The organism is Kribbella sp. NPDC058693 (genome assembly GCF_042715335.1).
GTDB lineage: Bacteria > Actinomycetota > Actinomycetes > Propionibacteriales > Kribbellaceae > Kribbella > Kribbella jiaozuonensis.
Genome location: NZ_JBHXSQ010000009.1, coordinates 1 through 25,734, shown reverse-complemented (window position 1 = coordinate 25,734; position 25,734 = coordinate 1). Strand labels below are relative to the sequence as shown.

The window sequence follows — 25,734 nt, the reverse complement described above, 5'->3', positions numbered from 1 at the left end:
GGTCTTTCGCGGGCGTAGCTCGCGCTGCCCTTGAACCTGCTCGACGTACGTCGACCCGAAAAAGTCCGCTCGGGATCCCGAGCGCGAAAAACTGGGGAGGCCGGCGACCGGACAGGGGAGACCAGCCGCCGGACTCCCCTGCTCAGGGGCCGAGCGAGGCGGCCGCTCGGCGGAGCGCGTCGGGCCGCGGGACAGGTTCGGGGTCGAGCCAGAGAACGACGGTCTTGCCGTCGTGGCCGTGGACCGCCAGGACCGCGGCGAGGTTGGGCCAGACCGCCGTACAGGGGGTGTCGGACAGCCAGCGCACGGTCGCCGTGCCGTCGCTGAACTCGACGCCCTCGGCCACGGGTCCGGTGCCGCTGACTCCGGAGACGTCGACGTGGCGGTGGAGCAGGAACCGCCGGTGCGTCACAGGGCGGTGATCGGCCAGAGCCGGGGATCGGCCGGGAGCGCGGCCGTGCCGACCTGGTCGACGGTGTCGTACCGATCGCTGGTGATCCGGATGCCGGCGAACTGCGGCGTCATGGTCGCGGCGTACCTGACCGCGAGCTCGACGGGCGCGTGGTACTCGGCGATGAGGTACTCCTCGCCGTCGCCGAGCCACAGCCGGACCCGCCGGAGCGGGGCCGAGCTGGGCGACGGCGTCGACGTAGTCGGCATCAGTGGCGCCGCAGGTCGCGGACGATGCCGCGGACCAGATCGGCGAACAGAAGTGCGCCGAAGATCAGGAACACGATCTGCAGCTCGGTACTCATGGACAGCTCCCCGTGTCGGTGGGCGGATGGGGAGCCGGACGCTTGTGGAGGGGTTGTCCGGCTCCCCCGTGTAGGCACTCGCCTGCACTACGTCACCGATCGTGGAATGCTGGACAAGGACGTCTCTAGGTCGGCGAGCGGCATGCTGGCGGACTTCTGAGGGACATCTGCGGCCGGGACCCGCCGGACGGGCCTGCGGCCGCCACAAGACGATTACCCTGATCGCTCAGGTACCTGGGCCATGAACGAGGGCAGGTCAGCTGTGGAACGGAAACTCCCCCGGACCCGTCTGGGTCAGCTGCTGGAGCAGCGGAACCAGACGATCGAGGAGGCGGCGCAGGAGTTCGAGGCGGCCGCCGTCTCGGCGGGCGAGGGGGCCACACTGACCCCGCGGAACCTCAGGCGCTGGCTGACGGGCGAGGTGAAGACCGCGCACGCTTCCTCGCGCCGGGTCGCGCTCCGCGTCTGGGGCGAACCGTTCGAGGTCCTGGTGGGGCCGCCGTGGACTGAGGTCCGGGAGGTGGCTCCGGCCGCCCCAGCGTTGCGGCGGCCGCCGGAGGTCCCGCCCATGGGGGGCGCCGGCCAGCTGGAGTTCCCAGCGGGACCGGCGTCGGTCTTCGAGGAGTTGGCGATGACGGCAGACGAGAGCGCGCGGTTTGTCCGCCGGGCGCGCCAGGTCAGCCCGGAAGTGCTGGAGCAGCTCGACGCTGACGTGGTGCACCTGGCCGAGCAGTACATGCGCCGGGCGCCGTTCGCCATGTTCAAGCCGCTTGCCGAGCTGCGCCGGGACGTGTTCGGCCTGCTGGACGGGCACACCCGCCCGGAGCAGTCGCGCGAGCTGTACAGGGTCGCTGGGCTGGTGAGTGCGCTGCTGGCGCATCTCAGCAGTGATCTCGGGTTCGCGTACGGCGTGGAGACGCACACCCGTACGGCGCTGATCTGCGCCGATCTGTGCGGGGACAGCTCCCAGCGGGCGTACGTCCACTGGGTACAGGCTCAGGTGGAGTACTGGCAGAAGGACTACCGCCGCTCGGCCGAGTACGCCCGGCAGGGACAGCTGTACGCGACCGCGGCCGGCGACCAGCTGCGGCTGGTCAGTCAGGAAGCGCGGGCGCTCGCAGCGCTCGGCGACGAACGCGAGACGAGCAGGGTCCTGCAGGTCGCCGCCGAGGCCCGGGAACGGGCCGTGTCCGAGCGGCCGGGCCGCGGGGTGTTCCACTTCGCGCCGGGCAAGGCGGCCTACTACGCGGCCGAGGCCCACCTGGCGCTCGGTGGCCAGCAGCATCTGCGGCAGGCTGCCCGCGACGCGCAGGAGTCCCTGGACCTGTTCGACGCGGCTCCAGGCGGCTCGCCGGAGCTGGTCGCGGCCGCGCAGCTGGACCTGGTCACGGCGCACGTCGCGCTCGAGGACCTGGACTCGGGCGCGGAGCAACTGGCGCAGGTCCTACGGCTGCCGGTCGAGAGCCGGACGGTTCCGGTGATCGAGCGGGCCGGGAAGATCCGGCGGACGCTGACCGGCGACACGTACGCCGACTCCCGCACGGCGGCGGAGCTCCGGGACCAGCTGGAGCAGTTCCTCGCGTACCCGGCGGCGAGGGAGCTCCCCCAGCTGCCCGCCTGATACAACCGGCACATGCCGTATCAGGTAGCTGTGTGTGGGCCGCGGGACGCGACCGCGGACGAGCAGGACGCGGCGCGCAGAGTCGGCGAGCTGCTGGCCGAGCAGGGCGCCACGATCCTCTGCGGCGGCGGTACCGGTGTCATGGCGGCTGCGGCCGCCGGCGGCCGCGCGCGCGGCGGTCTCGTGATCGGGATCCGCCCGAACGACTCGCGGGAGGGCTCCTCCCCCGACCTGTCCGCAACGATCGTCACGAACATGGGCGAGGCACGGAACGCCGTCATCATCTGGTCGGCTGACGCGGTGATCGTGGTCGGCGGGTCGTGGGGCACGCTGAGCGAGCTTGCTCTGGCCAAGCGGCGCGGCGGCGTGCCGGTCGTGCAGCTCGCCGGCTGGCAGATCCTCGACCGCGACGGCGTACCGGTCGACGGGATCGAGACGGCGGCAACGCCGGAGGAAGCCGTCCGGCGCGCTCTACCGCGTGCGTAGGTGCGTAACTCCGTAGATGCGGAGTTGCGGCACACCGTAGCTGCGGGGGCGTAGTCTGCCGCGCATGACGAGAGTCCTCGCGTTCGTGAACCTCAAAGGTGGTTCAGCGAAGACGACTTGCGCAGCCTTCGTAGCCCACGCGCTCGCCGCGCTGGGTCTTCGGGTCTGTGTGGTCGATGCCGACCCGCAGGGGTCGACCCTGGAGTGGCACGGCCTGGCGGAGTGGAATCTGCCGGTGCTCGGGCTTCCCTCGAACATGCTCCACCGGCAACTGTGGGGCGTGGTCGATCGGTCGAAGTTCGACGTCGTCGTGATCGACTCGCCGCCGCTGGAGGAGCGCGAGGGCATCGTGTACTCGATCCTGCGCGTCGCGACCGACGTCCTGGTACCGATGGCACCGACGCCGATCGAGCACGGGCGCCTGGCGGCCGTGTGGCGGGCGATCGACGCGGCCGAGGCGTTCCACGACGTCGACCGGCTCGTGGCGGTACTCCTCAACCGCGCGGTAGCCAACGCGGCCAGCACCAAGACCTACCGCGAACTCATCCAGGAGGACGGGCACCGGGTTATGGAGCAGGCGGTTCCGCGGCTGGAGCTGTACGCGCAGGCGTTCGGCGAACCGGTCCCTGCGGATGACCCGGCGTTCGGCAAGGTCGCCGGCGAGCTGGAGCGGGAATGGAAGGTGGCAGCATGAGCAAGGCGGATGAGCTGAAGGCTCGGGCGGCCGCGCGGGAGGCGCGCAGGTCGACCATGTCAGGCCAGACGGACGGGAACACCGCCGAGGCTGACCCGTCCGCCGACGCGCCGTCCGCCGGCGGCCCACGCCCCCGGGCGACCCGCCCGGGACAGACGATCCGGGTCAAGCCCGTCAAGGTCACCGTGGAGCTCCAGCCAATCGAGCATCAGGGGCTGACCCGGATGACGCAGCGGTACGCCGAGGAGCTCCAGCTCCCCCGGATCGCCGGAGCGGAGGTGTTCCGCGTGCTGCTGGATCTGCTGCAGCATGATGAGGACCTGGCCGAGCGGGTCGGCCAGGAGCTGGCGCGGACCGGCGGCACCCGGCGCCGGGAAAGCCGCAACTCCGCAACTCCGTAGATGCGTAGCTCCGCAACTGCGGAGCTCCCGGTATCAGCAGATCGGGCAGCCGCCCGGCACACCGCACCCGCCGCGTTCCTTCTGGGCTCGGCGGGCGGACCGCTCGGCCTCAAGGTCCCTGTGGAGCTGCTGAGCCGCGTTGCGGCGCTCAATCCACAGGAACTCGCCGAGGCGCGGGTGGTGCTCGACTGGGTCGAGCGGGCGGCCTTCGTCATCGCGGAAGTACCACGCCAGGAGCGCATACGGGAGCTCGACGTCGTCGGGGTCGGCCGGGCGGCGGCCGCGAGACCGGTTCATGGCGTCGACGTGCTGGACGACGTCCTGAGCCGTCCAGCGGTACGGGGAGACCGCGTACCTCTCCAGACACCGTGAAAGGCGCCCAGGGGCCTCTCTACGGGCCCAGGGGAGGGCCTTGCGGACAGCGAGGGCGAGTTTGAAGCCGGGGGAGTCGACCCGCTCGTGTCGCTGCGCCGACGAAGTCGGCTCCTTCTTCCCTTGGCCCGTGAGGGAACCACAGGATCCGGTGAGCTGACTGGCTCTGCGAGCCACTCCACTGGAAGGGGTGGCAGCGTCCACAACGAGCCTGAGATGACCCTTCGAGTTGTCCACAGATTCCACAGGCTGCAGGTGGCGGCGTACCCACTTCGGCACCTGGAACGCCGACTCATTTGCCAGGCCGCGCTGCGGTGAGCCGCAGAAGCGGGCGTGCAGGACCTCGCCGAGGGTCAGCATGCGGCCTTTGACGACGTCGACGTAGATCCCGAGCTCGCGGGCGGCTGCCCGGCAGCGCTGGACCGTGCGCACGTGCATCTCGGCGACCAGGCCGACAGTGCGCGGCCGCCGGATGATCCGGCGGCCGGTCCAGTAGTCGGCGAACATCGACTCCGCCCACGCCCAGCGGCGGAACGTGTCCGGGCTGACGTGGTGGGCGGCGAGGACGTCGGGCCGGATCTCGATCACAAACGGTACGACGACCTCGAGGAAGTGGGGACGGGACTCCCAGGCCGGAACCCGGCTGTAGGCGCCGGCCGCGGCGAGCGGGCTCCAGGCTGACCGGAGCTGCCAGCGGGGGAGTACCGCACGCTCACGCTCGCCGACGAGCCGGAGGCGGCGCAACTTCGGCGGATCAATGTCCCGCCAGTACTCCGCCGCGGCGAGCTGGGCGGCCGCGCCGGTCACCGTGCGACTCGCTCTACGGCGCGCGGGCTTGCACAAACGGGGGTGGATCGTGCGATCCTGGGCATGACAAAGGCCCCTTCCACGGGGTGCGTTGGTTCGGCCCTCGCGCGGTCGCCGGCAAGCAAGGCGCGAAGGTTGGGACTTTCGGAGGCCCGTCCTAGTGACGGGCCTTCTGCGTTGTATGGAGTTGTGCTGGCGTCAGGCTGCCCGCGTCGCCTCCTTCGGCTCCTCGAACATGGAGGCCTGCTCCGCGCGCTTCACGTGCGCGAGGATCTGGGCCGAGATGTAGTCAGGGACCGCAAAGTGCTCGCGCTCAGCAGCACTCTGCGCGCGGCTGGCGAACAACTCAGCCATGCACAGCGCGACGAAGTCCCCGAGGGGGAGGCCGAGCTCCTTCGCGCAGGCCTCGTAGACCGACTGGTGATCAACCGGGAGCTTCAGGTTGATCAACGGCCCGCGATTCCCCTTCGGGGGGCGACCCGGACCCATCCGCTTCTCCATGGCGCCCACCTTTTCGATTTGCAATTCGGATCCGGGGGAGGCGCGCCGAGGGATCTCCGAGATTTTCCGGCGCGATTTCACCGAGGGTGACGCTCGGATCCAGCTCTGTGAGCTACGCAACTCCGTAACTACGGAACTGCGGACTATCTGTACTGCTCGATTTCGCATAGCATCAGGTATGCGATATTCGCACAGTATGGAGGAGGATTCGATGCCCGACAAGACAACCACCGTCCCCCTGACGCTGTACCCGAACCTGCTATCGGACGCGACGACGATGCCCGACTACATGGACACCGTCCTGTACGCGCTGAGCGTCCTTCGATCCGGCAGTCTGCAGCTCGACGGGTCGCGAGACCCGGCAACGATGAAGGCGCTGGCGGATTGCCTGATCGGCGTCTCCGAGCGCCTCCGGCCGAGGCTTGAGGGCATCATCGATGCGCTGCTGGTGGCGCACCGCGCCGCCGGCGGGTCGTGGGCCGAGCTGTCCGACGACGCCGGGCAGGCGCTGGGGACGCTGCGTTCTCGGGTGAAGCGGATCGAGACCGAGGGCTCGTACTGGGCGGAGTGGGCGCGGGGCGACCACAACCAGCACCTGGGCTTCGTGTCGGTCGACCTGCCGGCCCCCGCGGAGCAGGAGGGCCCAGTGGCCCGGCTGATGGACTCGATCGAGCGGGAAGCGGCGGCGGACGCGGCGGCCGAGCGCGCAGGGAACGGCGTACGGCTGCCGAACCATGGCGCGACCTTCGACCTGGGGGAGCAGGGCGTGGCGTTCCTGGACACGCCGCAGCCGCTCACCCCGGCGAAGGGCTTCCCCGCGGTCGGGGAGCTGACGCTCGCCCCGGAACAAGAGGTCTCGGTCTACCCGGGCCCGGAAGAGGGCTGGTGGTTGCTGCGCATGTTCTTGCGCGGCCAGTACGAACCGCTGGTCTTCACGATCTCGCGCACGGTGGCTGCCGAGCTGCTCGCGGCCGCAACCGCAGACGCCGCTCGCCCGGAATGAGCGACCGGCAGGGGTGCTGTGAACACGCCTGCCGGTCTGGATCCCCGAACTTCGCCTGAAGAAACGGAGAATTCGATGGTAGTAGCCGCAACCCCCGCCGAGGCGTTCAGCGCCGTAGGGGTCGTTCTCTACGGCGCGCACGCCGTCGCTGACCACTGGGTGCAGACCCACGGACAGGCGACCCGGAAGGGTCACCGGGCGCCGGCTGGCGTCCGCGCCTGCCTCGCCCACGTGACCACGTACACCCTCGTCACCGCGGCCGCCGTTGCCCTGGTCTGGTACTTGCTCGAGCTTCCGATCACCCCGGCGGGATTCGTCGTCGGTCAGGTGATCTCGGCGGCTTCGCACTACTGGGCAGACCGCCGGTTCACCCTGCGGGCGCTCGCGAGGCGACTCGGCAAGGGCGAGTACTACGAAGCACCAGGCGGGGCGTACCAACTGGACCAGTCCTGGCATCTCGGCTGGCTGGTCGTCGCCGCGCTCGCAACCGCACTGATCTGACCTACCGGACGGAGACCACCCCCATGACCGATGAACCGCTGCGCAGCGGAACGCTGCCGCCGCTGTCGAGTGAGATGCTGATCGCGGCCGCCGCAGACTTGCGGAACGCGGGTCAGTGGCTCGAATACGGAACTATCCCGCCGCGCGAGCACAGTGTGGCGGCCCCGCTGGCCCTCGACCTGCTCGACCACGTCGTGCCGGTTGTCCAGCACCTGGCCACGTTCGCGGACGGCCTCGGTCCGTCGCTCCGGGCGTCGCTCACCGAGTACGAGGTGTTCGAGGACGACGAGACGCGGGACCCGGTCGTGTCGGTCGATCAGGCCGAACCGGAGTTCGCTCGTGCAGGTCGGCTGCTGCGCGAGGCTGCCGAGGCTCTCGCGGTGGCAAAGAAGGCGATCGGCGGCCAGTCGCACGACGGTCTGCGCGACGCCTGACCAGCAACAGCAGCGGGGCCCCGGGCTGACGTCCGGGGCCCCGCTGCGTACGTTGTGGATGGGTCAGGCTGAGCGCTGGTGCGGATCCGCCGGCGCGAACCCGGGCAGCTCGTCGTACCGACCGGCGGCCCATCGGAGCGCCTGAACGATCCCGAGGGCCTGGTACACGGTGTACCGGCTCGGCTTGTTGCCCTTCACGACAGCCTCGCCGAGCCGCGCCTCCCGCAGGACACGATCGACGCTGTCGGCGGCACCGTCGCTGAACGGACCCACCGGCTGGCCGTCCAGCCAGTACAGCGCGACCCAGATCCCGGAAACCCGCTCGGCCTCGTCATCCTCCGGCGCCAGAGCACCGAGCCGCTCGTACCGGTCGCGGCGCCAGGCGAGCACCCGTGCCTGCACGCGCTCGACGTCCGCCAGTGGCCGGCCGAGCGCAGCGGGTGAAATCTGCAGCGCCATAGCTTCGAGGGTAACGGCCTCCGGGGTGTTCGTCTGCCCTCAGAGCCTCAAACGCTCCGCAGTTCCGTATGTACGGAACTGCGGAGCATCGGGGCTCTCGGCGCTGGGCGGCTACCGTTCGAGGACGTCGTCCTCGTCGTCGGCGTCCGCCTGCTGACGTTCGCGTGTGGTGGCCGCGTCTCGCTCGGCCTGGAGTTCGCGCTCGCGCCATGCAGACTCTCGGGCCTCCTGGGCGCGTTCGGCCTCGCGATCGACTTCGGCCTGCCTGCGGGCTTGGTCCTGGCTGCGCCGGTCGCGCAGCTCGTCGGCAGCGGCCCGTGCCCCATCGACGGCCACCTCCGTCTCCGCCGGCGTCGGCACGCCGCGCGGCAGCTGGCGCTCCTCCGCCTCGTCGGCGGCTGCAGCCTTCGGCTCGTCGGCCTCGGCCACAGGCTCGGCGACAGTCACGCTCGCTTCTGGCTCGGAGCTGTCCCGGTCCGCCTCGCCCTGGGTGGTCTTGTCGTCCTGGTCGACGTCGTCCAGGCCTGGGTCGATCACCTCGGCGTCGACCACCTCGTCCTCGGCGGTCTGCAGGTCTTCCGTGGCCTGCTCGTCCTGGTCGACGTCGACCAGCTCCGCGTCGACCACGTCGTGGTCGGTCGACAGAGTGTCTTGCTCGACGGTAGAAGCGCGCTCCGCGGCGACCGCCTGGTCTTCGGTCTCTTCGTGCACCGCGTCATCGTCGGCGGTGGCTTCGGTCTGGCGGACGTCGACCAGCTCGGCGTCGACCACCTCGACCTCCGCGGTAGCGGAGTCGGCAGGATGCTGTACGACGTCGTCGGCGTCTGGGTCGAGGATCTCGACCTGGTCCTCCTGCATCTGCGCGTAGAACTCTCGCGCTTCGAGCTCGTCCTGCCGCGCCTGTTCGCGTGCGGTGGCCGCCTCGCCGGCGGCCGCGTCGGCGAACTGCTGCTCCAGCTGGCGCTGGCCGTCAACGATCTGCTTCTCCAGCTCGGTCTGGGCGTGGATGATCTGGGCGGTACGCCTGGTCATCTCGTCCGCCAGGCGCCGTTCCTCGTCGGTCAGGTGCGTCTCGGCCGCGCGGAGCTCGTCCTCCTCGTGCTGCTCGCGGGCGGCCTCCTCGGCGCGTACGGCGGCGTCGTGGGCGGTGAGCCATTCCTCAGTCGTGACGCGATCGTCTTCCCCGCCGATATCGCGGCCGCGAAGCGACAGCGCAGCCTGGGCGCGCTCGGCGGCCTCGCGGGTCGCGGCGGTCTCGATGTACCAGGCGGCGCGCTCCTCGGCGACCTCAGCCAGTCCGGCCTCGATCTCGCGCATGGTCTCGGCGAGCGCCTGGCGGCCCTCGGCCTCCTCGGTCAGCCGGGCGCGCTCGTCCGCGTCACGGGTGGCGTCGGCCTGGGCCCGCAGGATCGCGGCCTCCTGCTCGTAGCGGGCGCGGTTCTGGCCGGTGGCGCGCATCTCGGCGTTGACCGGCCGCGGTGCCCACTGCTGCTCCCGCTGCCAAGCCTTGATCCGAATCCGGAGCGTGCCCTCGCTCAGGTTGGCTTCCTCTGCGGTCGCTTCCGGCCTGCCGAGGGCGTTCCACGCGGCGTGCCATGCGGCGCGCTTCTCCGGGGTCGACGTACCCGGCGCGGGACCGAGCACGGCACCGTCCTCGTGGTCACTCGGGTGCGCTTCTTGGTACCCGGCAACGATCCCGGCCCGGTGCTCCCACTCGGCCCGGGCGACCAGGTCCTCAGGCACCGGCCCGAACGCATCGAGCGCCCACTCCTCCGGCTCCTCGGCGGCCTCGGTACCGAGCTGGCGGCGCCGATCGGCCGCGGCTTCGCCGAGCTCGTCCAGGTGCTGCTGCCAGTGCTCGGGGACGTCGAGGGGCTGGGAGTCGCCCAGCTGGTCCTCGGTCGGCCGCATGCTGCCGAGCTTGTTCGTGATCCGGTACTGCAGCACCTGAGCGATGCTCTGCGCGTTGTCCAGGCGCTGCTCGGTCACGGCCTCGCGCAGGACAAGCGTGGGGGAGTGGCCAGCCAGCTCGGCCGCCCGGAGCAGCCGCGCCAGTTGGTCCGTGGCCTGGTCACTGGCCAGCGCCAGGCGTTCGTCCTCGGACACGACGTCTTCGACGGCGAGCCGGTCCAGCCAGCGGTCGGTCCGGATCCGGTCGACAAACCGCATGGCCTCCTCGTACTGGGCGTGAACCGTGTACATGGAGCGCGCCCGCCGTACGTCCTCGGCCTGCTGAACGAGCGCGGCCCGCTCGAGCTCGGCGTCCTGGTCGATGACCTCGGCGATGACCGCGTTCGCGCTGCGCTGCTCACGGCCGTGGGTCGCGCCGGTCGGCTCGTCGGCGACCTCCGGCTGGGTGACTACCCATGCCGTGTTGGCCTCGCGGCCGCGCGAGAGCGCGACGTACAGCGCTTCGCCGCTCATCTGCTCACTGATGACGGCGTGCGAGGTGTCGACGGTGACGCCCTGGGCTGAGTGGGCGGTGGAGGCGTACCCGAGGGTCAGGTGCTGCTCGACGTACGACGCGGGCAGGGTCCGCAGTTCCGTAGTTCCGTCGATCCGTACGACCATGTCGCCGGATTCGTGGATCTCCTCCACGAGGTACCGGCGGCGGTTGATGACGCCGAGGGACCAGGCGTTCTTGCGGGCCTGGACCAGGTCGCCGACTCCGCAGACGTTGCCGTCCAGGCCGAGGATGGTCCCCTCGGCCTGGACTCGGCCGAGCTGCACGAGCTCGTCGCGGATGTGCGCGGAGATGCCGGCTGCTTCGGCGTTGGTCGGGACGACGACAATGCTCCGCTTCCCGGCGAGGCTGTCGCCGAGGTAAGCGCGGGCGGCCTGGTTCCCGGCGTTGTCCCGGGTCCCGGTGGTCATGATCCGGCCGCGGCGGTCGTACTCGTGGATCACGTCCGGGTCGCCGTCCCGCAGTCGCAGCGAGGCTTCCCGCTCCCACGCGTTGTTGAATCGGCGGACCTCGGCCAGGGTGTGGGTCTCGGCGACGCCGTCCGCGAGCATCTCCATCGCGCCGCCGGCACCGACCGCGGCGAGCTGGCGCGGGTCGCCGGTCAGGACGAGCCGGGCGCCTGCCCGGTCGACGTGTCGGCGGATCCGCTCGAGCTGGACTGTGTCGACCATGGACGCCTCGTCGACCACGACCAGGTCGTCTGCGGTGAGCTGGAACTGCCGGTCCGCGGGCCGGGCCTGTCCGTCCTTCGCGAGCCGGGCCTGCAGGATCAGCCACTGGCTGATGTTCCGGGCGTTCACGCCGTCCTCGGCGAGGACCTCGGTCGCGATCTGCGACGTCGCCAGACCGAACACCTTGCCGCCGGTGAGCTTGGACCAGCCTTCGGACAGGGCACCGACTGTGTGGCTCTTGCCGGTGCCGGCCGGGCCGACCAGGACCGACAGCGCGGCGCCGGATGTCATCAGTCCGCGCACGGCGGCGGCCTGGTCCGGGCCGAGGGTCTGCCCGGGGGTCGACTTGGTCAGCCACTGCTCGACCTGGTGGACGTCGGCGGCGCGGCGGCCGCGCTCGACGCTCGCCCGGCGGAGAGCCTGCTCGGCGACGATGTGGCCTTGGGTCGCGTACCGGATCCCGCCCGGAGCGGCGTACGCGCTGGCACCGCTGGCCAGCTGCAGCTCACGCGGAACAGTCCGGGTCGGCTGCGCGCCGGTCACCTGGACCACCTGCCCGGCGTCGGACAGGGCCCGGTCCGCGAGGGTCTCGGCGATCATGCCCACCCGCACGGTGGGCAGGTTGTCGGGCAGAGCGAGCAGAACCTGCCGGATCAGCTCGGACCGGGAGAACGCGGCGCGCGACTTCTGGCACGCGGCGACCGCTTCGGCGATCACGCCCGTGTCGGACCAGGTCGGCCGCTGCTGGCCCTGCCGCTGCCGGACCAGCTGCTCCTCGATGGTGGACAGGTTCACGGGCTGAACCATCCGCCCAGTGGGCCTGTCCGCCGGACCGCCCGGGCTGGTTCCGGCGGCCGTCTGCTCGGCGATCGCGGACAGGTCGGACAGGTCGGAGTCCTCACCCTCGGCGTCTGCCCACTCGTCCTCGGGGTCGGTGTAGAGGCTGCCGAGGCCGGCCGCCCGGGACAGCTCGTCGGCCTGGCGGCGCGACTCCTCGGCGTCGGCCCGAAGCCGCGCCGCACCGGACGGGTTGTCCGCGTCCTCCAGCCGCTCGGCGTTCATCTCGTCGTAGTCCGCCGACACCGACAGCTGCTCGATCCGCTGCTCGATCTCCTGGGCGGACATGCCCGCTACAGCCTGGCTGACCTGCGGATCTATGCCCTGTCCGCCGACCTGCCCGGCGCCGGGCTGAGCCGTACCGGCCGGGTTCTGCCCACCTGTCCAGCCCGCGGGCAGATCGGCCACCGGAGCCGGGTTCTGCCCATCTGCCCGCCCGGCGGGCAGAACGGACCCTCCGCCGACCTGTCCGCCCGCGACGTCTGCGGACAGGTCGCCGTCCTCGGCGGGGTTATGCCCACCTGTCCAGCCCGCGGGCAGGTCGGCCAGAGCTTCGGCGTGGTCGTTGGCGGACAGGTCCGGCGCCGAGGCGAGCCGCCCGGCTGCCCGGGCCTCAGTGTGGGTCGTCGCGAGATTGGCCGCGACCCTGGACAGCCCGCCGGCGAGCTCGCCCCGGAGGGCGTCGTCCCACCGGTCCAGCATCTGCCCGCGGTTCTCTCCGTCGTGCGTCTTGGCGCGCCGGGTGGCCATGGTGGACTGCCGCCGCATTCTGTCCAGCTCGAGCGCGGTCGGTTCACGGTCGAAGTGGGTCCGGAACTCCTCGACCAGGCCGGACAGCTTCCGGCCGATCTTGGCGGACCGTTCACTGAACAGGTCCATCTCCGTCTGCCCGATTCCCTCGATCTCGCGGCCAACGCCGTCCTTGCGCATGACCCACCGGGTGCCGAGCCGAGCGGTCAGGTACGCCTCCATCGTCCGGTCGCCGATCGTTCCGGCGCCCTGACGGTGGGCATAGATGCTCTTGGAGTCGAGCGTGCGGACCTGCCCGTCGTCGCACACCACCCTGTTCAGGATCGCGTTGTGGACATGCAGCTGGGGATCCAGGTCCCGCGAGGTGTGCTGAAAGAAGCTCGCCACGGTCCAGTCGTGGGCGTCGATCCACCGCCCGGAACCGTTCCCGTTCTTCCCGCGGTGCTGACCTGTCCGCGAGAAACCTGCCCGCTCGGACAGGTTGTCGAGCATGGCCTGGTTCCCGGCCCAGATCGCCTCCTCCACGACCAGCCGCCGGTGCCGCCACTCGGCCGCGCCGGACAGGTCGCCGGCCTTCTCGGCGTCCAGCTCCATCCGGGAGAACGCGGTGTGGGCGACCGTGACCGACTTCGGCGGGCTGAACGTCGCGTCCAGGAACGCCACGGGCTGGCGCGCCTCCCGCTCGGCGTCGAGGGCGAGCCGTTCGACCTGCTCGGGCAGCAACCCCTCCGTGCTGACGGCGTCCTGGTCGACGGCTCCCGGCTCGGCGAACGTCGGCGCGAGCCCGTTCTGCCCGGGATCGATCCGGACGGACTGGCTCCGGGCCGCCTCGATCTTGTCCGCCAGGATCTCCGCAGCGGACTTGTACCGGCCCGGAGCACGCCCCAGACGGGCCGCCTCGGACCTCGTCTCGACGTCCTCGAACTTGGGGTCCCGAGGGTCGCGGAACTCGCTGTATAGGGCGTGCATGACCTCGTGGTCGATCTCGCCGACGAGCCCGAACGCCTCCGCACCCTTCCCGTACCAGCGGCCCGGAGGTTCACCCGCTGTAGTCGCATCCAGGTAGTAGGACTCCCGGCCGGCACCGACCTGACCAGTCAGGTACTCGGCCGAGTGACCGCTGGAAAGTGACGTGACCAAGGTGAGCTCCTCCGCTCTCGTTCCGGCGCCGCAGGCGCCGGAACAATCCTATTCGATAGAGATGCCTAGGTGTGATTGATTGTTCTTGGTGGTGAGCTTCTAGGCAATGGGTGGTGACGAGGATTCGTGGTTATTAGCTGATAACTGAAGGTTGAAGGAGTTCTTGTACTTGTGGTTCGTACTTGGAAGGAGAGGCTTCTAGGTGGAGAGCTTGTAGGCGGTTTCAGGGTTTGATCACTCTAGGTAGTTGTGGTGCGGGTTCGATCGAGCGGAGCGAGGGCAAGAAAGAGGGGCAGCGCGCCGAGCGCGCCACCCCTCTAAGCGTCCGGCCGAGGACCAGCGCGGCTACCCGGCGGCGCCCACGAAGCGGGCGGCCTGGCGCTCCCGGTTCACGCGCTCCTCGACGGCCTCCCGCACCCGCTCAGCGGGTCGGGTCCCGAGCCCGGTCGTCTGCTCGACGCGGTAGCGGGAGAGCTTGCCCTTCGTGCGCAGCTCGTCGGCGAGCTGGTCGCCGAACTGCTCCAGCACCGGCTCAAGATCGGTCGACCGGGCGCCGCGCCGCGTCTTCTCGGTGTGCTGTTCGGTCGGTACGTCGAGCGTCTGAGCGGTGGTCGTGGCTACAGCCCGGCCGGTCGTACGACGGCGCGCCAGCCGACGCCCGACCCGGCGCCGCCGAGGACCTCCCCGCGGCCGCAGCGGCCCGCCCACCACCATCTCCAGCTGGCCGCCGGCCGCGGAGCTCTCCCGCTCGGCCACGGTCTCCGCCACCTGTTCGGCCGTGGTCTCGCGCGGGTCGGCCGACCCCCAGACGTTGAGGTCTGCGACCGAGTCCGGGCCGGTACCGGCGACGCTGCGGTACAGCACATCCAGGCCCCGCCGTACCTCCTCGATCATGGCCTCGTCTGTCGCGAACCCCATCCGAACAGACGCGGTCTGCAGCTGCCGGTGGTACCGCCGTACCGCCTTCCGCCGGGCCCGGGTGCCCTCGTTCAGCTGGTGCACCCGGTGAGCGAGAGCGGCGAGCTTGGCGGCCATGCGCGCCCGGGCGGCCTGCTCGTCGTCCTGGTCGACGTCGTCCAACAGCCCGAACCGTGCCAGCGTCCGGCGCCGGATCCGGGCCAGCGGACCGTCATGGTTCGTCAGGTCGCGACGCTCACCACGGATCAGGAGCTCGAACAGGATCGCGGCGACCATCGGCGCGGCGAACCGGACGGCGGCCGCCCGGCCGGTGGTATCGCTCGCCGACATGAGTCCCGACGTCGCGGCGAACACCCACACCAGCCAGCCCTCGGTGCCCATCCGCCCGTACGACAGGCGGTTGATGCGGGCGTTCCACGCACAGGCGACCGCGGCCGAGTCGAACAGCAGGAACATCGGCAGGATGAGGTACCAGTGGCTCAGCGACGGCAGGTCTCCGAAGAAGTGCCACATACCCCAGCCGCTCGCGAACATCGCGACGCCGGCGGCGAAGACAACCAGGCCGCGCCCGATCTTGCGCCGGGTCTGCAGCGTGGCGGGGTCGACCAGCTCACGAGTGGTGCTCACCGTCTGGGTCCTCTCGTCGGTACGACGTACCGGGGCGTCCCCGGGCTTGTGCTCGCTCGGCGAGCTACTACGGTCTTCCATGGGTCGGGTCCTCCTAAGACAGGTCACCGATCAAGGTCCCCACGGGCGTTCCAGCGCCCGTAGGGGGCCGACTATCTCAGCCTCCGGGTACTACGTCGCCGACGATGCGCGACCACTCGGCCGCGCACACCGACCCGAAATCGAGCTGACCCGCCACGTGCCACAGCGGATACTCCATGTCGCGGTCAGTCACCGGAGACTCCTCAAACAATCGCTCTAACGCGATGGAGCCTACAGGCTTGTAGAAAGATCTACAAGCATCTACAGTGGTTGTGACGTCACCAACCGGTGACGGAACCGTCACTGAGGAGAGGCTCCCGCGATGACCGACGAAACACCAGGGGAGCTGCAGGAACCTGCAAAAAGACGCGCGTTGAACTGCTGGGTGTCCGGCGAGGTGAAGGATCGGCTTGACAGGTACGTCGCCAAGTCGGGCCGGAAGCTGTGGCACGTGGCCGATGAGGCGTTGGACGAGTACCTGACCGCGCGAGGCGAGTAGCAGCCCCGAAGTAGGCGGGGCGACGGCGCGATAGCGCGCACCGCCGCCCACTGATCAACCCGGAGGGACCCGGAGTGACCAAGTCAAAGCGTAGTTTCCCGCAGCGCACTTTTGTGCTCGGCCTGCTCGTCGGCGCGGTGGGCTATCCCTACTACGCGGCCGTCGACCGCGGGCCCGGCCTGGCCGTGATGATCATCGGCCCGGTGATCAGCGCGGCCGCGATCGTGTACTGGCTCCGCGGCCGCGGAAGCACCAACGCGACCCTGAGCCGGTGGGACCGCCGGCGGCAGCGCCACGGCGGCACGGCGAGCTGGCGGGACCATCTCCAGGTCTCGTCCGCGTGGGCGATGCGCAGGAAGGCCGCCGTACTGAAGCCGTCGCTGGCCCGGAAGGGCTGGATTCGTCAGTGGTGGGTGCTGCTCCGCACGCCCGTCACCGAGTACGCCGCCAAGGTCGCGAGCGCCGGTATCCGGGCTATCTGGTCGCCGAATGAGGACGTAACCGGCATGTTCGGCGGTCCCCGGACCGGTAAGTCCGGCGCCCTCGCCTGCCGGATCGCCGACGCCCCGGGCGCGGTCTTGGCGACGTCGACCCGGGTCGACCTGGTCGAGCTGACGGCGCCGCTTCGCCGGGTCGGCGTGACGAAGCGGTCCTTCATCTTCTGGCGGCGGGTCGTACGGCGACCGAGCGAAATCCACATCTTCAACCCCGGAGGCCTCGGCGGCTGGTCCTCGACCCTCAAGTGGTCCCCGCTCGTTGGCTGCCGCAACCCCGAAACCGCGCAGCTGCGTGCCGCCGACCTGATCCCCTCGGCCGCGTCAAGCGAGGCCGAGCACTGGGCCGAGCTGGCCCGCGGAATCCTGGCGGTGCTGCTGCACGCCGCCGCGCTGCAGGACCTGCCCATGCGGGCGGTGCTGTCCTGGATCACGGACCCCAGCGAGGAAAAGCAGGCCGAGGTGGACGTGGCCCTGGGCAACAGCCCGGAAGCGCGGACGATGCGCCTCGCCGCGAAGCAGTTCTTCACCACCAACTCGCGGACGCAGACGAGCATCACGACCTCGGTCATGCCCGCGCTGCGGTGGCTGAACAACTCGCGCGCTGCGAGCATCGGCGACCCCGGCCCGGAGGAGCTGGTGGACGTGGAACGGCTGATCCGCGAGGGCGCCACCGTGTACATGCTCGAAGGCGACACCGGTACGTCGGCTCCGCTGATCGCGGCACTCGTGGCCGAGTTCGCCCGGCAGGCCCGGGCCATCGCGTCCACGATGCCGCAGAACCGGCTCGACCCGTCGTTGACCCTGGCCCTGGATGAGGCCGCCCTCATCTGCCCCGTTCCGCTCCACAAGTGGACGGCCGACATGGGCGGCCGCGGGATCACGATCCACTACAGCCTTCAGTCGCGGGCGCAGCTGCGGGACCGGTGGGGCGACGAAGCGGCCGGAACGATCCTGAACAACACCGCGACCCTGCTCGTGTACGGCGGCACCCGCGACACGGAGGACCTGCACGCCTGGTCGGTGCTGTCCGGCGAGCGCGACGTCACCGTGGAGACACACGACGCGGACGGCAAACTGACCAGCACGACGACCCGCCGCGAGCCGATCCTGGCTGAGGGCACGATCGCCAACCTTCCCTCCGGTACCTGCATGGTCGCCAAGCGAGGTATGCCGATCAGCCTCGGCCGGACACAAATGGCCTGGAAGCGCCGCGATATCAACCACGCCCGGAAGGCGAACCCGTTCCAGGTGATCACGGAGACCAACTACCGGGACAAGGGCATCGGCGAGGACCTCCGGGTCGGCGCCGCGATCCCGATGCCAGCCACCTCGGCACCTGCCCCGGACCCGGCTGAAGCGCCGGAACCGGAAGCGCCCACCGCGCAGGAGATCCCGGCCGCACCGACGACGGCTGAGCCGCACCCTGCACCCGCGCCCCGTCCCGGCCGCAGGACGAAGGGCCGGAAGCAGGACGCACCGCGGACGGCGGCCGCCAAGCCGAGCTGGTCGCCGAGCCCGAGCTGGGCGACGCCTGAGCAGCCCAACCCCGAGACGGCAGCACCGACCCCGAAGGAGCCCACCACGCCACCCACCACGCCGCCCTCGGCCGATTCGGCCGAGCAGTGGTTCATTCCCAAGCCGGAGTCAGAACGATGACGGAACCGAAGTCGGCACCCAAGCCCGCCGACGCCGCCGCGGTTCGGGTCATCGCTCAGGACCTCGAGAAGATGCGCGGCGAGCTGGGGACCGTAACCGAGCTCACCGAGGAGGTCCGGCGGACCGCCGCCGAGGCCAAGGACAGCAGCGACTCAGCGCAGCGCACCCTCCTGGAGCTCACGCGGACGGTGAAGCGGCTCGGGGATCACGTCCGGGACATGGAGGACGCCGTCCTCCGCTCCGGCGACGACGAACCACCGGAACCGCGGTTCCACTGGCTCACCGTCACCGACCAGAAGGAAGCGGACCAGGAGCTCCGCGACCTGGCGGGCTGGGTCGCCGGCGTGTACCTGCGGTACTCAGGCACGAAGCTGACGCCCTGCTGGATGCTGCACGAGACCGTCGTGGCGGACCTGCACGTGCTCTACAGCGGCTTCCTCGACGCCACGGACGGCAAGACCGGTACGGCGTTCAAGCTCATGGACTGGCACGACCGCTACCGGCCGAGTGCCGTACAGCGGATCGACGCCGAGCTGGCGGAGTGCCGGACACCGGCGCAGGCGTACGAGCACCACGTCGACGGCGGCCGCCGGGTCAACAACCCGCCCCACGTCCCCGGCGTCGAGATGGGCGGCGAAGTGTCGCGCTGGTGGCCGACCACGCACGCGACCGAGCCAGCGCCCCAGCCGACCCCCGACGTGGTGCAGGCGGCACGCAAGGAGGAAGCCGACGAGATCCGCCACCGCCACCAGCGATAGACCTTCTCCAGCACCCGCTGGAGACAGCGGTGGCCGGACCCCGACTTGAGACCCGGGCCCGGCCACCAGTTCCCACCACTCACGGCAGGAGATACACATCATGTCACTGACCACCACGTCGCCCCGCTCCAACGCCCGGCACGAAGCGGACTACGCCTACGGCTACAACCGGACGCAGCAGATGACCACCGACCTGGAGCCCGCGGCGCTCGCGCAGTACCGCGAGGTCTGGCGTCTCCGGCTCGTCCAGCTCGAGCTGGGTACACAGGCGTACGCCGTCGCCCTGGGCGCCTGGACGGCGCTCCACCATCGCCTCGGCAACGTTCCGGCGAGCCCGCGACTGCGGGACCGGATCCGCCGGGCGCCAGCACCCGGGCGCGCCCGGAGCTGCACCTTCCAGGCCGCCGGCGGCTACCGGTGAACGCCGCTGCCGAGCAGCTGCTCCGGCTGTTCTACCTGGTCCGGGTCGACACCGTCGACTACGGCGACTTTCAAGAGATGATCGTTGCCGCCGACGACGAGAACCACGCCCGGAAGGTGGCCGCCGATCGGGTCGGGCACCAGCTGGCCTCGTCCTGGCTCGATGACCGCCGGTCGGACTCGACCATGATCGGCACGGCGAACCCGGGCGAGGAACCCCGGGTGATCACGTACAACATCTGGAACGACTGACACCAACAGCAAGAGGGCCCCGGGCGACCACCCGGGGTCCTCTGCTGTATCTCCGTAACTACGGAACTACGGAGTCTGGTCCAGATCGACCCGGAGAGCTGTGGATAACCGAAACGGCAAACCTCCCGGCTGGGGCACGATGTAGCCCAGTGCTCGGGGCGAGGTCACCCCCGCGGGCCCGTCAAGTGCCGCCAACAAGTCGGCTCCGGGGACACCAGGGACGCAGGCCACCCCGAGCGCGTCACGACGGCTCGTTGATCGGCCGCAGGTCGTTGCCCAGCACCAGGCTCACCCGGCCGGTCTTGTCGCGGAATCGGCCGTACCAGCTTCCGGTGCCGGTATCGCGCACCCAGGCGTCAATCTCGCCCTCGGCCCACTCCGCCCGCCGGACCCGCTGCGATACCTCGAGGCGGCGGACGGCGTCCGCCGGCCTCGGGCCGTGCGCGTCGTACTGCAGCTCCAGCTCAGCTGCGGTCCCGGTCGCCTCCAGCTCGTCAGCGATCCCGCGGGCACGCCAGCCGTTCACCGCGGCGTCCCACACGCCGAACTGCCCCTCGGCCGTGTCGTCAGGCCGTACTGTGAACCGTCCGAACATATGACCACTGTACCCGAACATGTGTTCGATAAGAACGGTGATTCGACGCGGGGTCCGTCTGCGTGCGGCAGCCCTTCGGGCCTGCCCACGACCTGCCGCTGAGCGCGCCGGAAGAGGCTCGGAGTCCAGCTGTCGACCCGCGATCCGTCAGAGGGTCGGTTCGCGGTTTGAACCGCTGCCCGCCGCCGGGCGGCCGACCGCCAGGGAGAGACGACCGACAGGCCGCGGAGCGCCAGCTGGACGCTGAGTCCCGGGGTGCTAGGCAGGACCCCAGCCGCACCGTCAGCGCCCGCGCGCGGCCCTACGTCGTTGCCGTGCTCTGAGCTCGGCGTCCGCGAGCTCGTCGCTGTGGTCGGCGTACACCAGCGTCGTCTGCAGCCGGCGGTGGCCGAGTCGCTTCTGGATCGTGCGCAGGCTTACGCCGTCCTTGTTGAGCTCGGTGGCGTGGGTGTGCCGGAGCTGGTGGAGCTCGAGCTCCGGCTCGCCGGCCAGCGCCCGGTACCCCGCCCAGATCTCCTGCGCGGTCGAGTAGGTCAGCGGGCGGCCGGTCCAGTTCCGGGCGGCGCGGAACAGCGGGCCGTGGGTCCAGCCGGTCTCGCGCAGGAACCTGCGTAGCAGGTTGACCAGCTTCTGGTCGTCCAGGAGCAGAATCCGGACCCGCTCGCCCTTGCCGTGGACCAGGACGTGCTCGTTCCCGGGGGTGAGGTCCAGGTCCTCGATGTGCACGCCGAGGGCCTCGCTCACCCGGCACCCCAGGGCCTTCAGGAACTCGAACAGGAGCCGGTCGCGGAGTTTCGCCTTCGGGATGACCGCGATGACGCGATCGATCCGCTTCGGGTCGACCGGCCTCGGCAGGCCTTCCGGTACGGCGACCCGGTCGAACCGATCCATCGGGTTCGCGTCGATCAGTTCGTGCCGCACCGCCCAGCGCAGGAAGGACGCGACAGCGGCCTGTTTCCGGGCTCGGCTCGACTGCTTGAGGTCGGCGATCGACGCCGACCAGGACCGGAGGACGGCGGCGTCGACGCCGGTCACGTCCTGGTCGGTGTGGGCGGCCAGCTGGACCAGGTCGCTGCGGTACGCGCGGATGGTGTGGGCCGCCTTCCCGGCGAACTCCTGATCGGCGAGGAAGTCGCGCACCTGGCCGGCCAGCGGGTGCTCGGCGTCGAGGGCGAGCACGGCCGCGGTCATCGCGGCCGCCCGCTGGTCGACGGGTTCGACGTCCTGCAGCTGGTCGACGTCGACGGCATGAGCGGATCCATGCCGATCACGGTAGGACTCCGAACCGACGTTCCGGCGCCGTACGGCGGCTGCCGTCCGGTGATAACGGGCAGTTCGCATTCTGGATCTGCCCGGGCGTGTTGTGGCCCGCTGGGCGGCGTCTCCGGGCCGCCGGGGGCCGCCGTCCGGTGATACAGGCCGTTATCGCAGGGGAACTATCGGGTCAGCCGCAGAGGGATCCGACGTTCAGAAGGTCGGCGCTGCGCTGCGCCAACTCGCGAGACATGATCGGCGGTCGCACGTAGAGCTGCTGGTGGGTATCCCAGGTGCCCCAATCGAAGTAGCCAGTACCGCCCTGCCGGATCAGATAGCGCCCACGGTCAGCCACTGCGGCCTCCTGTTCATACGGTCGACTCCCGGTACTCCAACAACCGTTCTTACCAGTCGCTGCGGGCCGGGGGTCACAGGGCCCGACCCGAGCAGCTGGTGCGCGACATGGCGTTGTAACGGCGGCCGCCACGATGCCGATACTTCCCCGAGGGAGAGGGGGATCGAGCATGCGACGTTGTCGGTACGTGCCGCCGCGGTCGGATCTGTCCGACGTCGACGTGGTCCAGCGGCTACGCGGACTGCTGTCGATTGTGCGGCGTCAGCCGGGGATCGGTCCGGCCGCGGTACGCCGGGACGCCGAGCTCCTGGACCAACTGGTCCTACCGGACTCTGCAACGACAACGGCCGCCTGCGAGAGGCGGCCTGTCGAGCACGCGGGGCGGAGCCCCTTGTCCTCCTGCTGGGGGAGGAGTCCGGCCGGCGTGCGCGGCCAAGAATCACCATAGCCGATCGGCAGACAGAACGAAGGGCCACGACCCGCCGGGGGATCGTGGCCCTTCGCCGTTAAGTGCGCGTGTCAGGTGCGGCGCCTCGCCAGCTCCTCCTCGAGGTCGCGAAGCGCCCGGGCGATTCCGGCGGAGGTGTCGGCGCCCGGGCCGTCGTGGAACCCGTGGATCGCGGCCTGGAGGGACTGGGCGGTGATGTAGCCGGCTAGTGCCACCCGGGCCTCAACGGGCCACGGGGTCGCGTGCAGTGCCTTCGTGATCCGGGTGTGGTCGACTGAGTCGTCCCACACCGGCAGGTCGGCCTGCGGGCCGCTGGCGCCGTGGTCGCGGTAGGTCTTCGTTTCACTCATCGGTCATCTGCTCCTGCCAGTCGTCCGGTAGAGGCTGCGGCTTCCACTCGTCGTGGTAGCGGTGGAAGTCCGGGTCGAGCTTGCGCACATAGTGAACGTGCGCGGCGTACACGAGCTCGCGGAATTCTTCGAGTGCTGCGCTGGTCGCCTTACCGGGTGTATCGGACGTGGAGATCCGTGACCACAACATCAGGTCACTCAGTTGCCCGCGGATCCGCTCCAGCTGGAGACGTACGTCCGGCTGCGGGAACGTCAGCAGTACGTCGAAGCAGACTGAGCAGCGCTCGTGCGCGAGCATTGGGTTGTCGGCGCGGTGCATGACGACCTGGGCGCCTGTGCGCTCGGTGCCGCACTTCCAGCAGAAGCGCCGGTCCGGATCAATCGCGGGGCTCATCGGCGGGATCCTTCCTGGGCTTGAGTGTCATGGCTGGGTTCCTCTCCCGTGATGTGATGACGAGAGGCGGGGGCCGTTACGGGCGGTCCCCGCCTCCCTCGGTGGCAACCATGCCGGGTTGCACCGACAGCTGTCCGCCGGCCGAGGTCCGCTCGAGGAGGGCGGCCCGGGCCAGGAGTACGTCGCGGTGGCACGGCAGGCCGTCGACCGGGCACGTACACGCCAGGTCGCGGCCGACGAGCTCGTGCATGTTGGCGTTGATCCAGTCCCGATCCACCGTCCGGGTCTTGGTGACCGGCAGGTGGCGCGGGCCGTGACCGTCGAGCCAGTCGGCGTACCGCCGGACGGCGAGCGCGCGGGCCTCCGGCTCGTCGGCGGCCTCGCCGCTCAGGAGGATCTGTTCGACGGTGAACGGGTTCCCGCGCCTGCTGCTGCGGTCAACCACGATCGTCCCTACCGGCAGGCGGGAGCCTCGTCGGCGCTGCTTCTGCAGCCCTTCGGGTCGGATCATCGCTTGCCCCTGGGCCGCTTCGTGGCTCCCGTCTCGCCTTCCGCGTCGAAGAGGTTTCCTGGGGCTGGCGACTCGGTGAGCTGGGCGCGCAGCGCGGCGACGTCGGCGGCGTGCCGCTGGGCCTGGTCGTCCAGGCGCTGCTGGGCGGCTTCGGCAGCAGCCTCGGCGCGGGCGCTCACGGCCGCGAGCTCGGCCCGTACTCCGCTGGTCTCGGTCCGGGCGGCGTCGCGCTCCGACGTCGCGGTGGCCAGCTGGGCCTGCAGCTCGGCGACCTGGCCCGTGAGCTGTTCCACCCGTCCCTCGGCGCGGCTGGCGGCCTTCTCCGCCGTACCGGCCCGGTCGGTCTGCTGCTGCAGCGCGGGCCGCAGTTGCTCGACCTGCCCGGCGAGGCCGTCGCGTTCGGCCGTCACTGTGGCCAGCTGACGCGCGAGCTGGTCACGCTCGGCGGCGGTCTCGCGCTGCAGCTGCTCGGTAGCCGCCAGGGCGGACTCGGCGCGCTCCAGCTCCCGGCGTACCTCGGCCAGTTCGCCGGCCGCCAGGTCGCGCGCGGCCTCGGCAGCCTGCCGGGCCTCGGCCGCAGCGTCGCGCTCGGCGTTGGCCTGCTCGGTCGCGGCCTGCGCCTCCTGCTGGACCTGCGCGGCGGCGGTCCGGGCCTCCTCGGCCTGGGTCTCGGCTTCCTCCGCCCGGGCCAACGCGTCCTCGGTGATCTCCTCGGCGTCGGCCTGGCCCGCGGTCGCGGTCTCGGCGGCGGCCTCGGCGGCGCGCTGTGCTGCTACAGCCGCGTCCCGTTCGGCCTCGGCTTCATCGATCGCCGCCCGGGCGATTCGCTCGGCGCTCGTGACCTCGCTTATCGCCTTGTCCGGATCGGCGACGGCGGAGACAGCTTCCACGACCCGGGCCGTCAGCGCGGCCATGCGCGCCTCGTGGACCCCGGAGACGTCCTGGAGCTGCTGCAGCAGGGACGCCAGCGTCACACGGGCCGTCGTGACCGGCCGGGCGGCCGCGCTCGTCTCCGGCGTACCGTCCGGCTGCGCGGGCTCGTCGCCGCGCTCTTGCCGGAAGGCGGCAACCCGGGTGTGCTTCACCCCGCCGACGACCAGCTGGCAGTACTTCGGCGGGCGCCCGCGCCCGTTGTACGGGATCCGGTTCGTGCATCCCGGGAACTCGCAGAGGACGAACCGCTCCCCCGTCTCGTCGGCGATGACGCCGGCGGCCGCCTCGTCGGTGCTGTTGGCCATGTCAGTCCACTCCCAGCGCCTGGCGGATCCCGGCCAGCAGGTCCCGGTTGTTCGCGTCTTGCTCGGGGCTCGACAGCGTCGGGTCCGGCGGACCGCACATCTCCACCAGCGCGGCGGCCGTGTCGGGCGCCTCGAGCGCGGCGTGCATCCGCACGAGCTCGACTGCGGTCGGCGGCGGGAACGAGGACCCGCCGGGGTTCGCGTTCCAGACGTCGAGGGCGGCGTACGCCCGTGCGATCTGGTCAAGGGTCAGGTTCGTCTCGGCGAGGAACTGCTCCAACTGCTCTCGGTTCGGCATGACCTCAGTCTACCACTTCCGTATCGCTTCGTTTCATTACGTTATCGTTTCGTTTCTTTGATACGTAACGAAACGATGTGTAACTAAAAGAGATCGGCCGGGATCTTTCTAAGCGCGGTCCGCCGGACCGGGACCATTCAGCAGCCTGAGAGAGCGCAGAAGAGTACAGTTGTGCGCATGAGTGACGTGCTGCCCATCACTGAGGCCCGGATCCACTTCGGACGGCTGGTCCGCCAGGCGAGTACTCGCCGCGAGCGGACGACGATCACCGACCACGGCCAGGCGGCCGCGGTGATCATCTCCGCGCAGGAGCTGGAGGAGCTGGAGGACGCGTTGGCGTTCGCCCAGTACGACCTGGAGAAGCAGGCCGGGACGCTGCGCACGGTCCCCCACCGTGAGGCCCGTGAGCGGCTGGGCTTGGCTGAGGCGTGACGTACGAAGTCATCTGGAGCGAGCGCGCTCTGGACCAGGCCGCCGGGTTCTTGAAGGACGACGCGGAAGGCCTCGCGCAGCTGTTCGCGTCCGTCGACCTGCTCGCCGACGATCCACGTCCGGCCGGGACGGCCGAGTACGGTACGCCGGACCGCCGGCGGCTGAGGTCCGGCCGGTACCGGGTGCTCTACGACGTCAACGACAGCACAGTGACCGTGGTCGTGATCCACGCCGGACGCTCGATGGAGGGATAGA

General features: G+C 70.5%; 29 protein-coding genes. 14 read left to right on the top strand and 15 right to left on the bottom strand.

Annotated features, from left to right (window positions below; all coding sequences use genetic code 11):
- Positions 1–142: 142 nt before the first annotated feature.
- Positions 143–412: a hypothetical protein gene (locus tag ACFWUU_RS40405; RefSeq protein WP_380184011.1), complete on the bottom strand. Its 270-nt coding sequence runs from the start codon at positions 410–412 to the stop codon at positions 143–145.
- Complete coding sequence (locus ACFWUU_RS40400) at positions 409–660, bottom strand: hypothetical protein (protein WP_380184009.1); 252 nt, start codon at positions 658–660, stop codon at positions 409–411. The genes ACFWUU_RS40405 and ACFWUU_RS40400 overlap by 4 nt, the downstream gene beginning before the upstream one ends.
- 357 nt (positions 661–1,017) lie before the next feature.
- On the opposite strand from ACFWUU_RS40400, the gene ACFWUU_RS40395 reads away from it, so the two are divergent.
- From ACFWUU_RS40395 to ACFWUU_RS40380, 4 genes are all read left to right on the top strand, one after another.
- Positions 1,018–2,376, top strand: a complete 1,359-nt coding sequence (locus ACFWUU_RS40395) for a hypothetical protein (protein WP_380184007.1) — start codon at positions 1,018–1,020, stop codon at positions 2,374–2,376.
- Positions 2,377–2,388: 12 nt separating this feature from the next.
- Positions 2,389–2,862 (top strand): LOG family protein, encoded by a 474-nt coding sequence (locus tag ACFWUU_RS40390; RefSeq protein WP_380183995.1) that lies wholly within the window; start codon positions 2,389–2,391, stop codon positions 2,860–2,862.
- Between the two features lie 64 nt (positions 2,863–2,926).
- Positions 2,927–3,556, top strand: a complete 630-nt coding sequence (locus tag ACFWUU_RS40385) for an AAA family ATPase (protein WP_380183993.1) — start codon at positions 2,927–2,929, stop codon at positions 3,554–3,556.
- Entirely contained in the window at positions 3,553–3,957 is a 405-nt protein-coding gene (locus tag ACFWUU_RS40380) for a hypothetical protein (protein ID WP_380183991.1), read from the top strand. Before ACFWUU_RS40385 ends, ACFWUU_RS40380 begins: the two co-directional genes overlap by 4 nt.
- Positions 3,958–3,990: 33 nt before the next feature.
- Here the strand turns inward: ACFWUU_RS40380 and ACFWUU_RS40375 are convergent, their stop codons facing one another.
- The gene (locus ACFWUU_RS40375) at positions 3,991–5,136 is read right to left on the bottom strand and encodes a hypothetical protein (RefSeq protein ID WP_380183989.1); all 1,146 of its coding nucleotides are present in this window, start codon (positions 5,134–5,136) and stop codon (positions 3,991–3,993) included.
- 198 nt (positions 5,137–5,334) lie between these two features.
- Positions 5,335–5,637, bottom strand: coding sequence for a hypothetical protein (locus ACFWUU_RS40370; RefSeq protein WP_380183987.1), 303 nt, complete (start codon positions 5,635–5,637; stop codon positions 5,335–5,337).
- 211 nt (positions 5,638–5,848) lie between these two features.
- On the opposite strand from ACFWUU_RS40370, the gene ACFWUU_RS40365 reads away from it, so the two are divergent.
- From ACFWUU_RS40365 to ACFWUU_RS40355, 3 genes are all read left to right on the top strand, one after another.
- Complete coding sequence (locus tag ACFWUU_RS40365) at positions 5,849–6,640, top strand: hypothetical protein (RefSeq protein WP_380183985.1); 792 nt, start codon at positions 5,849–5,851, stop codon at positions 6,638–6,640.
- Positions 6,641–6,715: 75 nt separating this feature from the next.
- A complete protein-coding gene (locus ACFWUU_RS40360; protein WP_380183983.1) occupies positions 6,716–7,141 on the top strand; it encodes a DUF3307 domain-containing protein in 426 nt (141 codons plus the stop codon).
- Positions 7,142–7,164: 23 nt separating this feature from the next.
- Positions 7,165–7,575, top strand: coding sequence for a hypothetical protein (locus tag ACFWUU_RS40355; protein ID WP_380183981.1), 411 nt, complete (start codon positions 7,165–7,167; stop codon positions 7,573–7,575).
- Between the two features lie 63 nt (positions 7,576–7,638).
- Here the strand turns inward: ACFWUU_RS40355 and ACFWUU_RS40350 are convergent, their stop codons facing one another.
- From ACFWUU_RS40350 to ACFWUU_RS40340, 3 genes are all read right to left on the bottom strand, one after another.
- Positions 7,639–8,034: a hypothetical protein gene (locus tag ACFWUU_RS40350; RefSeq protein ID WP_380183979.1), complete on the bottom strand. Its 396-nt coding sequence runs from the start codon at positions 8,032–8,034 to the stop codon at positions 7,639–7,641.
- 111 nt (positions 8,035–8,145) lie between these two features.
- Positions 8,146–13,896, bottom strand: coding sequence for a MobF family relaxase (gene mobF / locus ACFWUU_RS40345; protein WP_380183977.1), 5,751 nt, complete (start codon positions 13,894–13,896; stop codon positions 8,146–8,148).
- Positions 13,897–14,241: 345 nt separating this feature from the next.
- Positions 14,242–15,522, bottom strand: a complete 1,281-nt coding sequence (locus tag ACFWUU_RS40340) for a hypothetical protein (RefSeq protein ID WP_380183975.1) — start codon at positions 15,520–15,522, stop codon at positions 14,242–14,244.
- 322 nt (positions 15,523–15,844) lie between these two features.
- On the opposite strand from ACFWUU_RS40340, the gene ACFWUU_RS40335 reads away from it, so the two are divergent.
- The 5 genes from ACFWUU_RS40335 to ACFWUU_RS40315 all read left to right on the top strand — a co-directional run bounded on the left by ACFWUU_RS40335 (position 15,845) and on the right by ACFWUU_RS40315 (position 19,604).
- Positions 15,845–16,021 (top strand): hypothetical protein, encoded by a 177-nt coding sequence (locus tag ACFWUU_RS40335; protein ID WP_380183973.1) that lies wholly within the window; start codon positions 15,845–15,847, stop codon positions 16,019–16,021.
- A 74-nt stretch (positions 16,022–16,095) separates the two neighbouring features.
- A complete protein-coding gene (locus tag ACFWUU_RS40330) occupies positions 16,096–18,174 on the top strand; it encodes a type IV secretory system conjugative DNA transfer family protein (RefSeq protein ID WP_380183971.1) in 2,079 nt (692 codons plus the stop codon).
- The gene (locus tag ACFWUU_RS40325; protein ID WP_380183969.1) at positions 18,171–18,932 is read left to right on the top strand and encodes a hypothetical protein; all 762 of its coding nucleotides are present in this window, start codon (positions 18,171–18,173) and stop codon (positions 18,930–18,932) included. The genes ACFWUU_RS40330 and ACFWUU_RS40325 overlap by 4 nt, the downstream gene beginning before the upstream one ends.
- A gap of 100 nt (positions 18,933–19,032) precedes the next feature.
- Positions 19,033–19,353: a hypothetical protein gene (locus ACFWUU_RS40320; protein WP_380183967.1), complete on the top strand. Its 321-nt coding sequence runs from the start codon at positions 19,033–19,035 to the stop codon at positions 19,351–19,353.
- Complete coding sequence (locus tag ACFWUU_RS40315; RefSeq protein ID WP_380183965.1) at positions 19,350–19,604, top strand: hypothetical protein; 255 nt, start codon at positions 19,350–19,352, stop codon at positions 19,602–19,604. Before ACFWUU_RS40320 ends, ACFWUU_RS40315 begins: the two co-directional genes overlap by 4 nt.
- A 241-nt stretch (positions 19,605–19,845) precedes the next feature.
- Here ACFWUU_RS40315 and ACFWUU_RS40310 read toward each other — a convergent pair whose 3' ends face one another.
- The 8 genes from ACFWUU_RS40310 to ACFWUU_RS40275 form a co-directional block, all read right to left on the bottom strand.
- Complete coding sequence (locus ACFWUU_RS40310; protein WP_380183963.1) at positions 19,846–20,199, bottom strand: hypothetical protein; 354 nt, start codon at positions 20,197–20,199, stop codon at positions 19,846–19,848.
- Between the two features lie 282 nt (positions 20,200–20,481).
- Positions 20,482–21,540 (bottom strand): tyrosine-type recombinase/integrase, encoded by a 1,059-nt coding sequence (locus ACFWUU_RS40305; protein ID WP_380183961.1) that lies wholly within the window; start codon positions 21,538–21,540, stop codon positions 20,482–20,484.
- A gap of 103 nt (positions 21,541–21,643) precedes the next feature.
- The gene (locus ACFWUU_RS40300; RefSeq protein WP_380183959.1) at positions 21,644–21,808 is read right to left on the bottom strand and encodes a hypothetical protein; all 165 of its coding nucleotides are present in this window, start codon (positions 21,806–21,808) and stop codon (positions 21,644–21,646) included.
- 519 nt (positions 21,809–22,327) lie between these two features.
- Entirely contained in the window at positions 22,328–22,606 is a 279-nt protein-coding gene (locus ACFWUU_RS40295; protein WP_380183957.1) for a hypothetical protein, read from the bottom strand.
- Positions 22,599–23,000 (bottom strand): hypothetical protein, encoded by a 402-nt coding sequence (locus ACFWUU_RS40290; protein ID WP_380183955.1) that lies wholly within the window; start codon positions 22,998–23,000, stop codon positions 22,599–22,601. Before ACFWUU_RS40290 ends, ACFWUU_RS40295 begins: the two co-directional genes overlap by 8 nt.
- A gap of 76 nt (positions 23,001–23,076) precedes the next feature.
- Positions 23,077–23,511 (bottom strand): DUF4326 domain-containing protein, encoded by a 435-nt coding sequence (locus ACFWUU_RS40285; protein ID WP_380183953.1) that lies wholly within the window; start codon positions 23,509–23,511, stop codon positions 23,077–23,079.
- Positions 23,508–24,749 carry a hypothetical protein gene (locus tag ACFWUU_RS40280; protein WP_380183951.1) on the bottom strand — a complete coding sequence of 414 codons (1,242 nt, stop codon included), beginning with the start codon at positions 24,747–24,749 and terminating at the stop codon, positions 23,508–23,510. Before ACFWUU_RS40280 ends, ACFWUU_RS40285 begins: the two co-directional genes overlap by 4 nt.
- A gap of 1 nt (position 24,750) precedes the next feature.
- Complete coding sequence (locus tag ACFWUU_RS40275; protein WP_380183949.1) at positions 24,751–25,047, bottom strand: hypothetical protein; 297 nt, start codon at positions 25,045–25,047, stop codon at positions 24,751–24,753.
- A gap of 177 nt (positions 25,048–25,224) precedes the next feature.
- On the opposite strand from ACFWUU_RS40275, the gene ACFWUU_RS40270 reads away from it, so the two are divergent.
- A complete protein-coding gene (locus tag ACFWUU_RS40270) occupies positions 25,225–25,479 on the top strand; it encodes a type II toxin-antitoxin system Phd/YefM family antitoxin (RefSeq protein WP_380183947.1) in 255 nt (84 codons plus the stop codon).
- Positions 25,476–25,733, top strand: a complete 258-nt coding sequence (locus tag ACFWUU_RS40265) for a type II toxin-antitoxin system RelE/ParE family toxin (RefSeq protein WP_380183945.1) — start codon at positions 25,476–25,478, stop codon at positions 25,731–25,733. Before ACFWUU_RS40270 ends, ACFWUU_RS40265 begins: the two co-directional genes overlap by 4 nt.
- Position 25,734 lies beyond the last annotated feature (1 nt).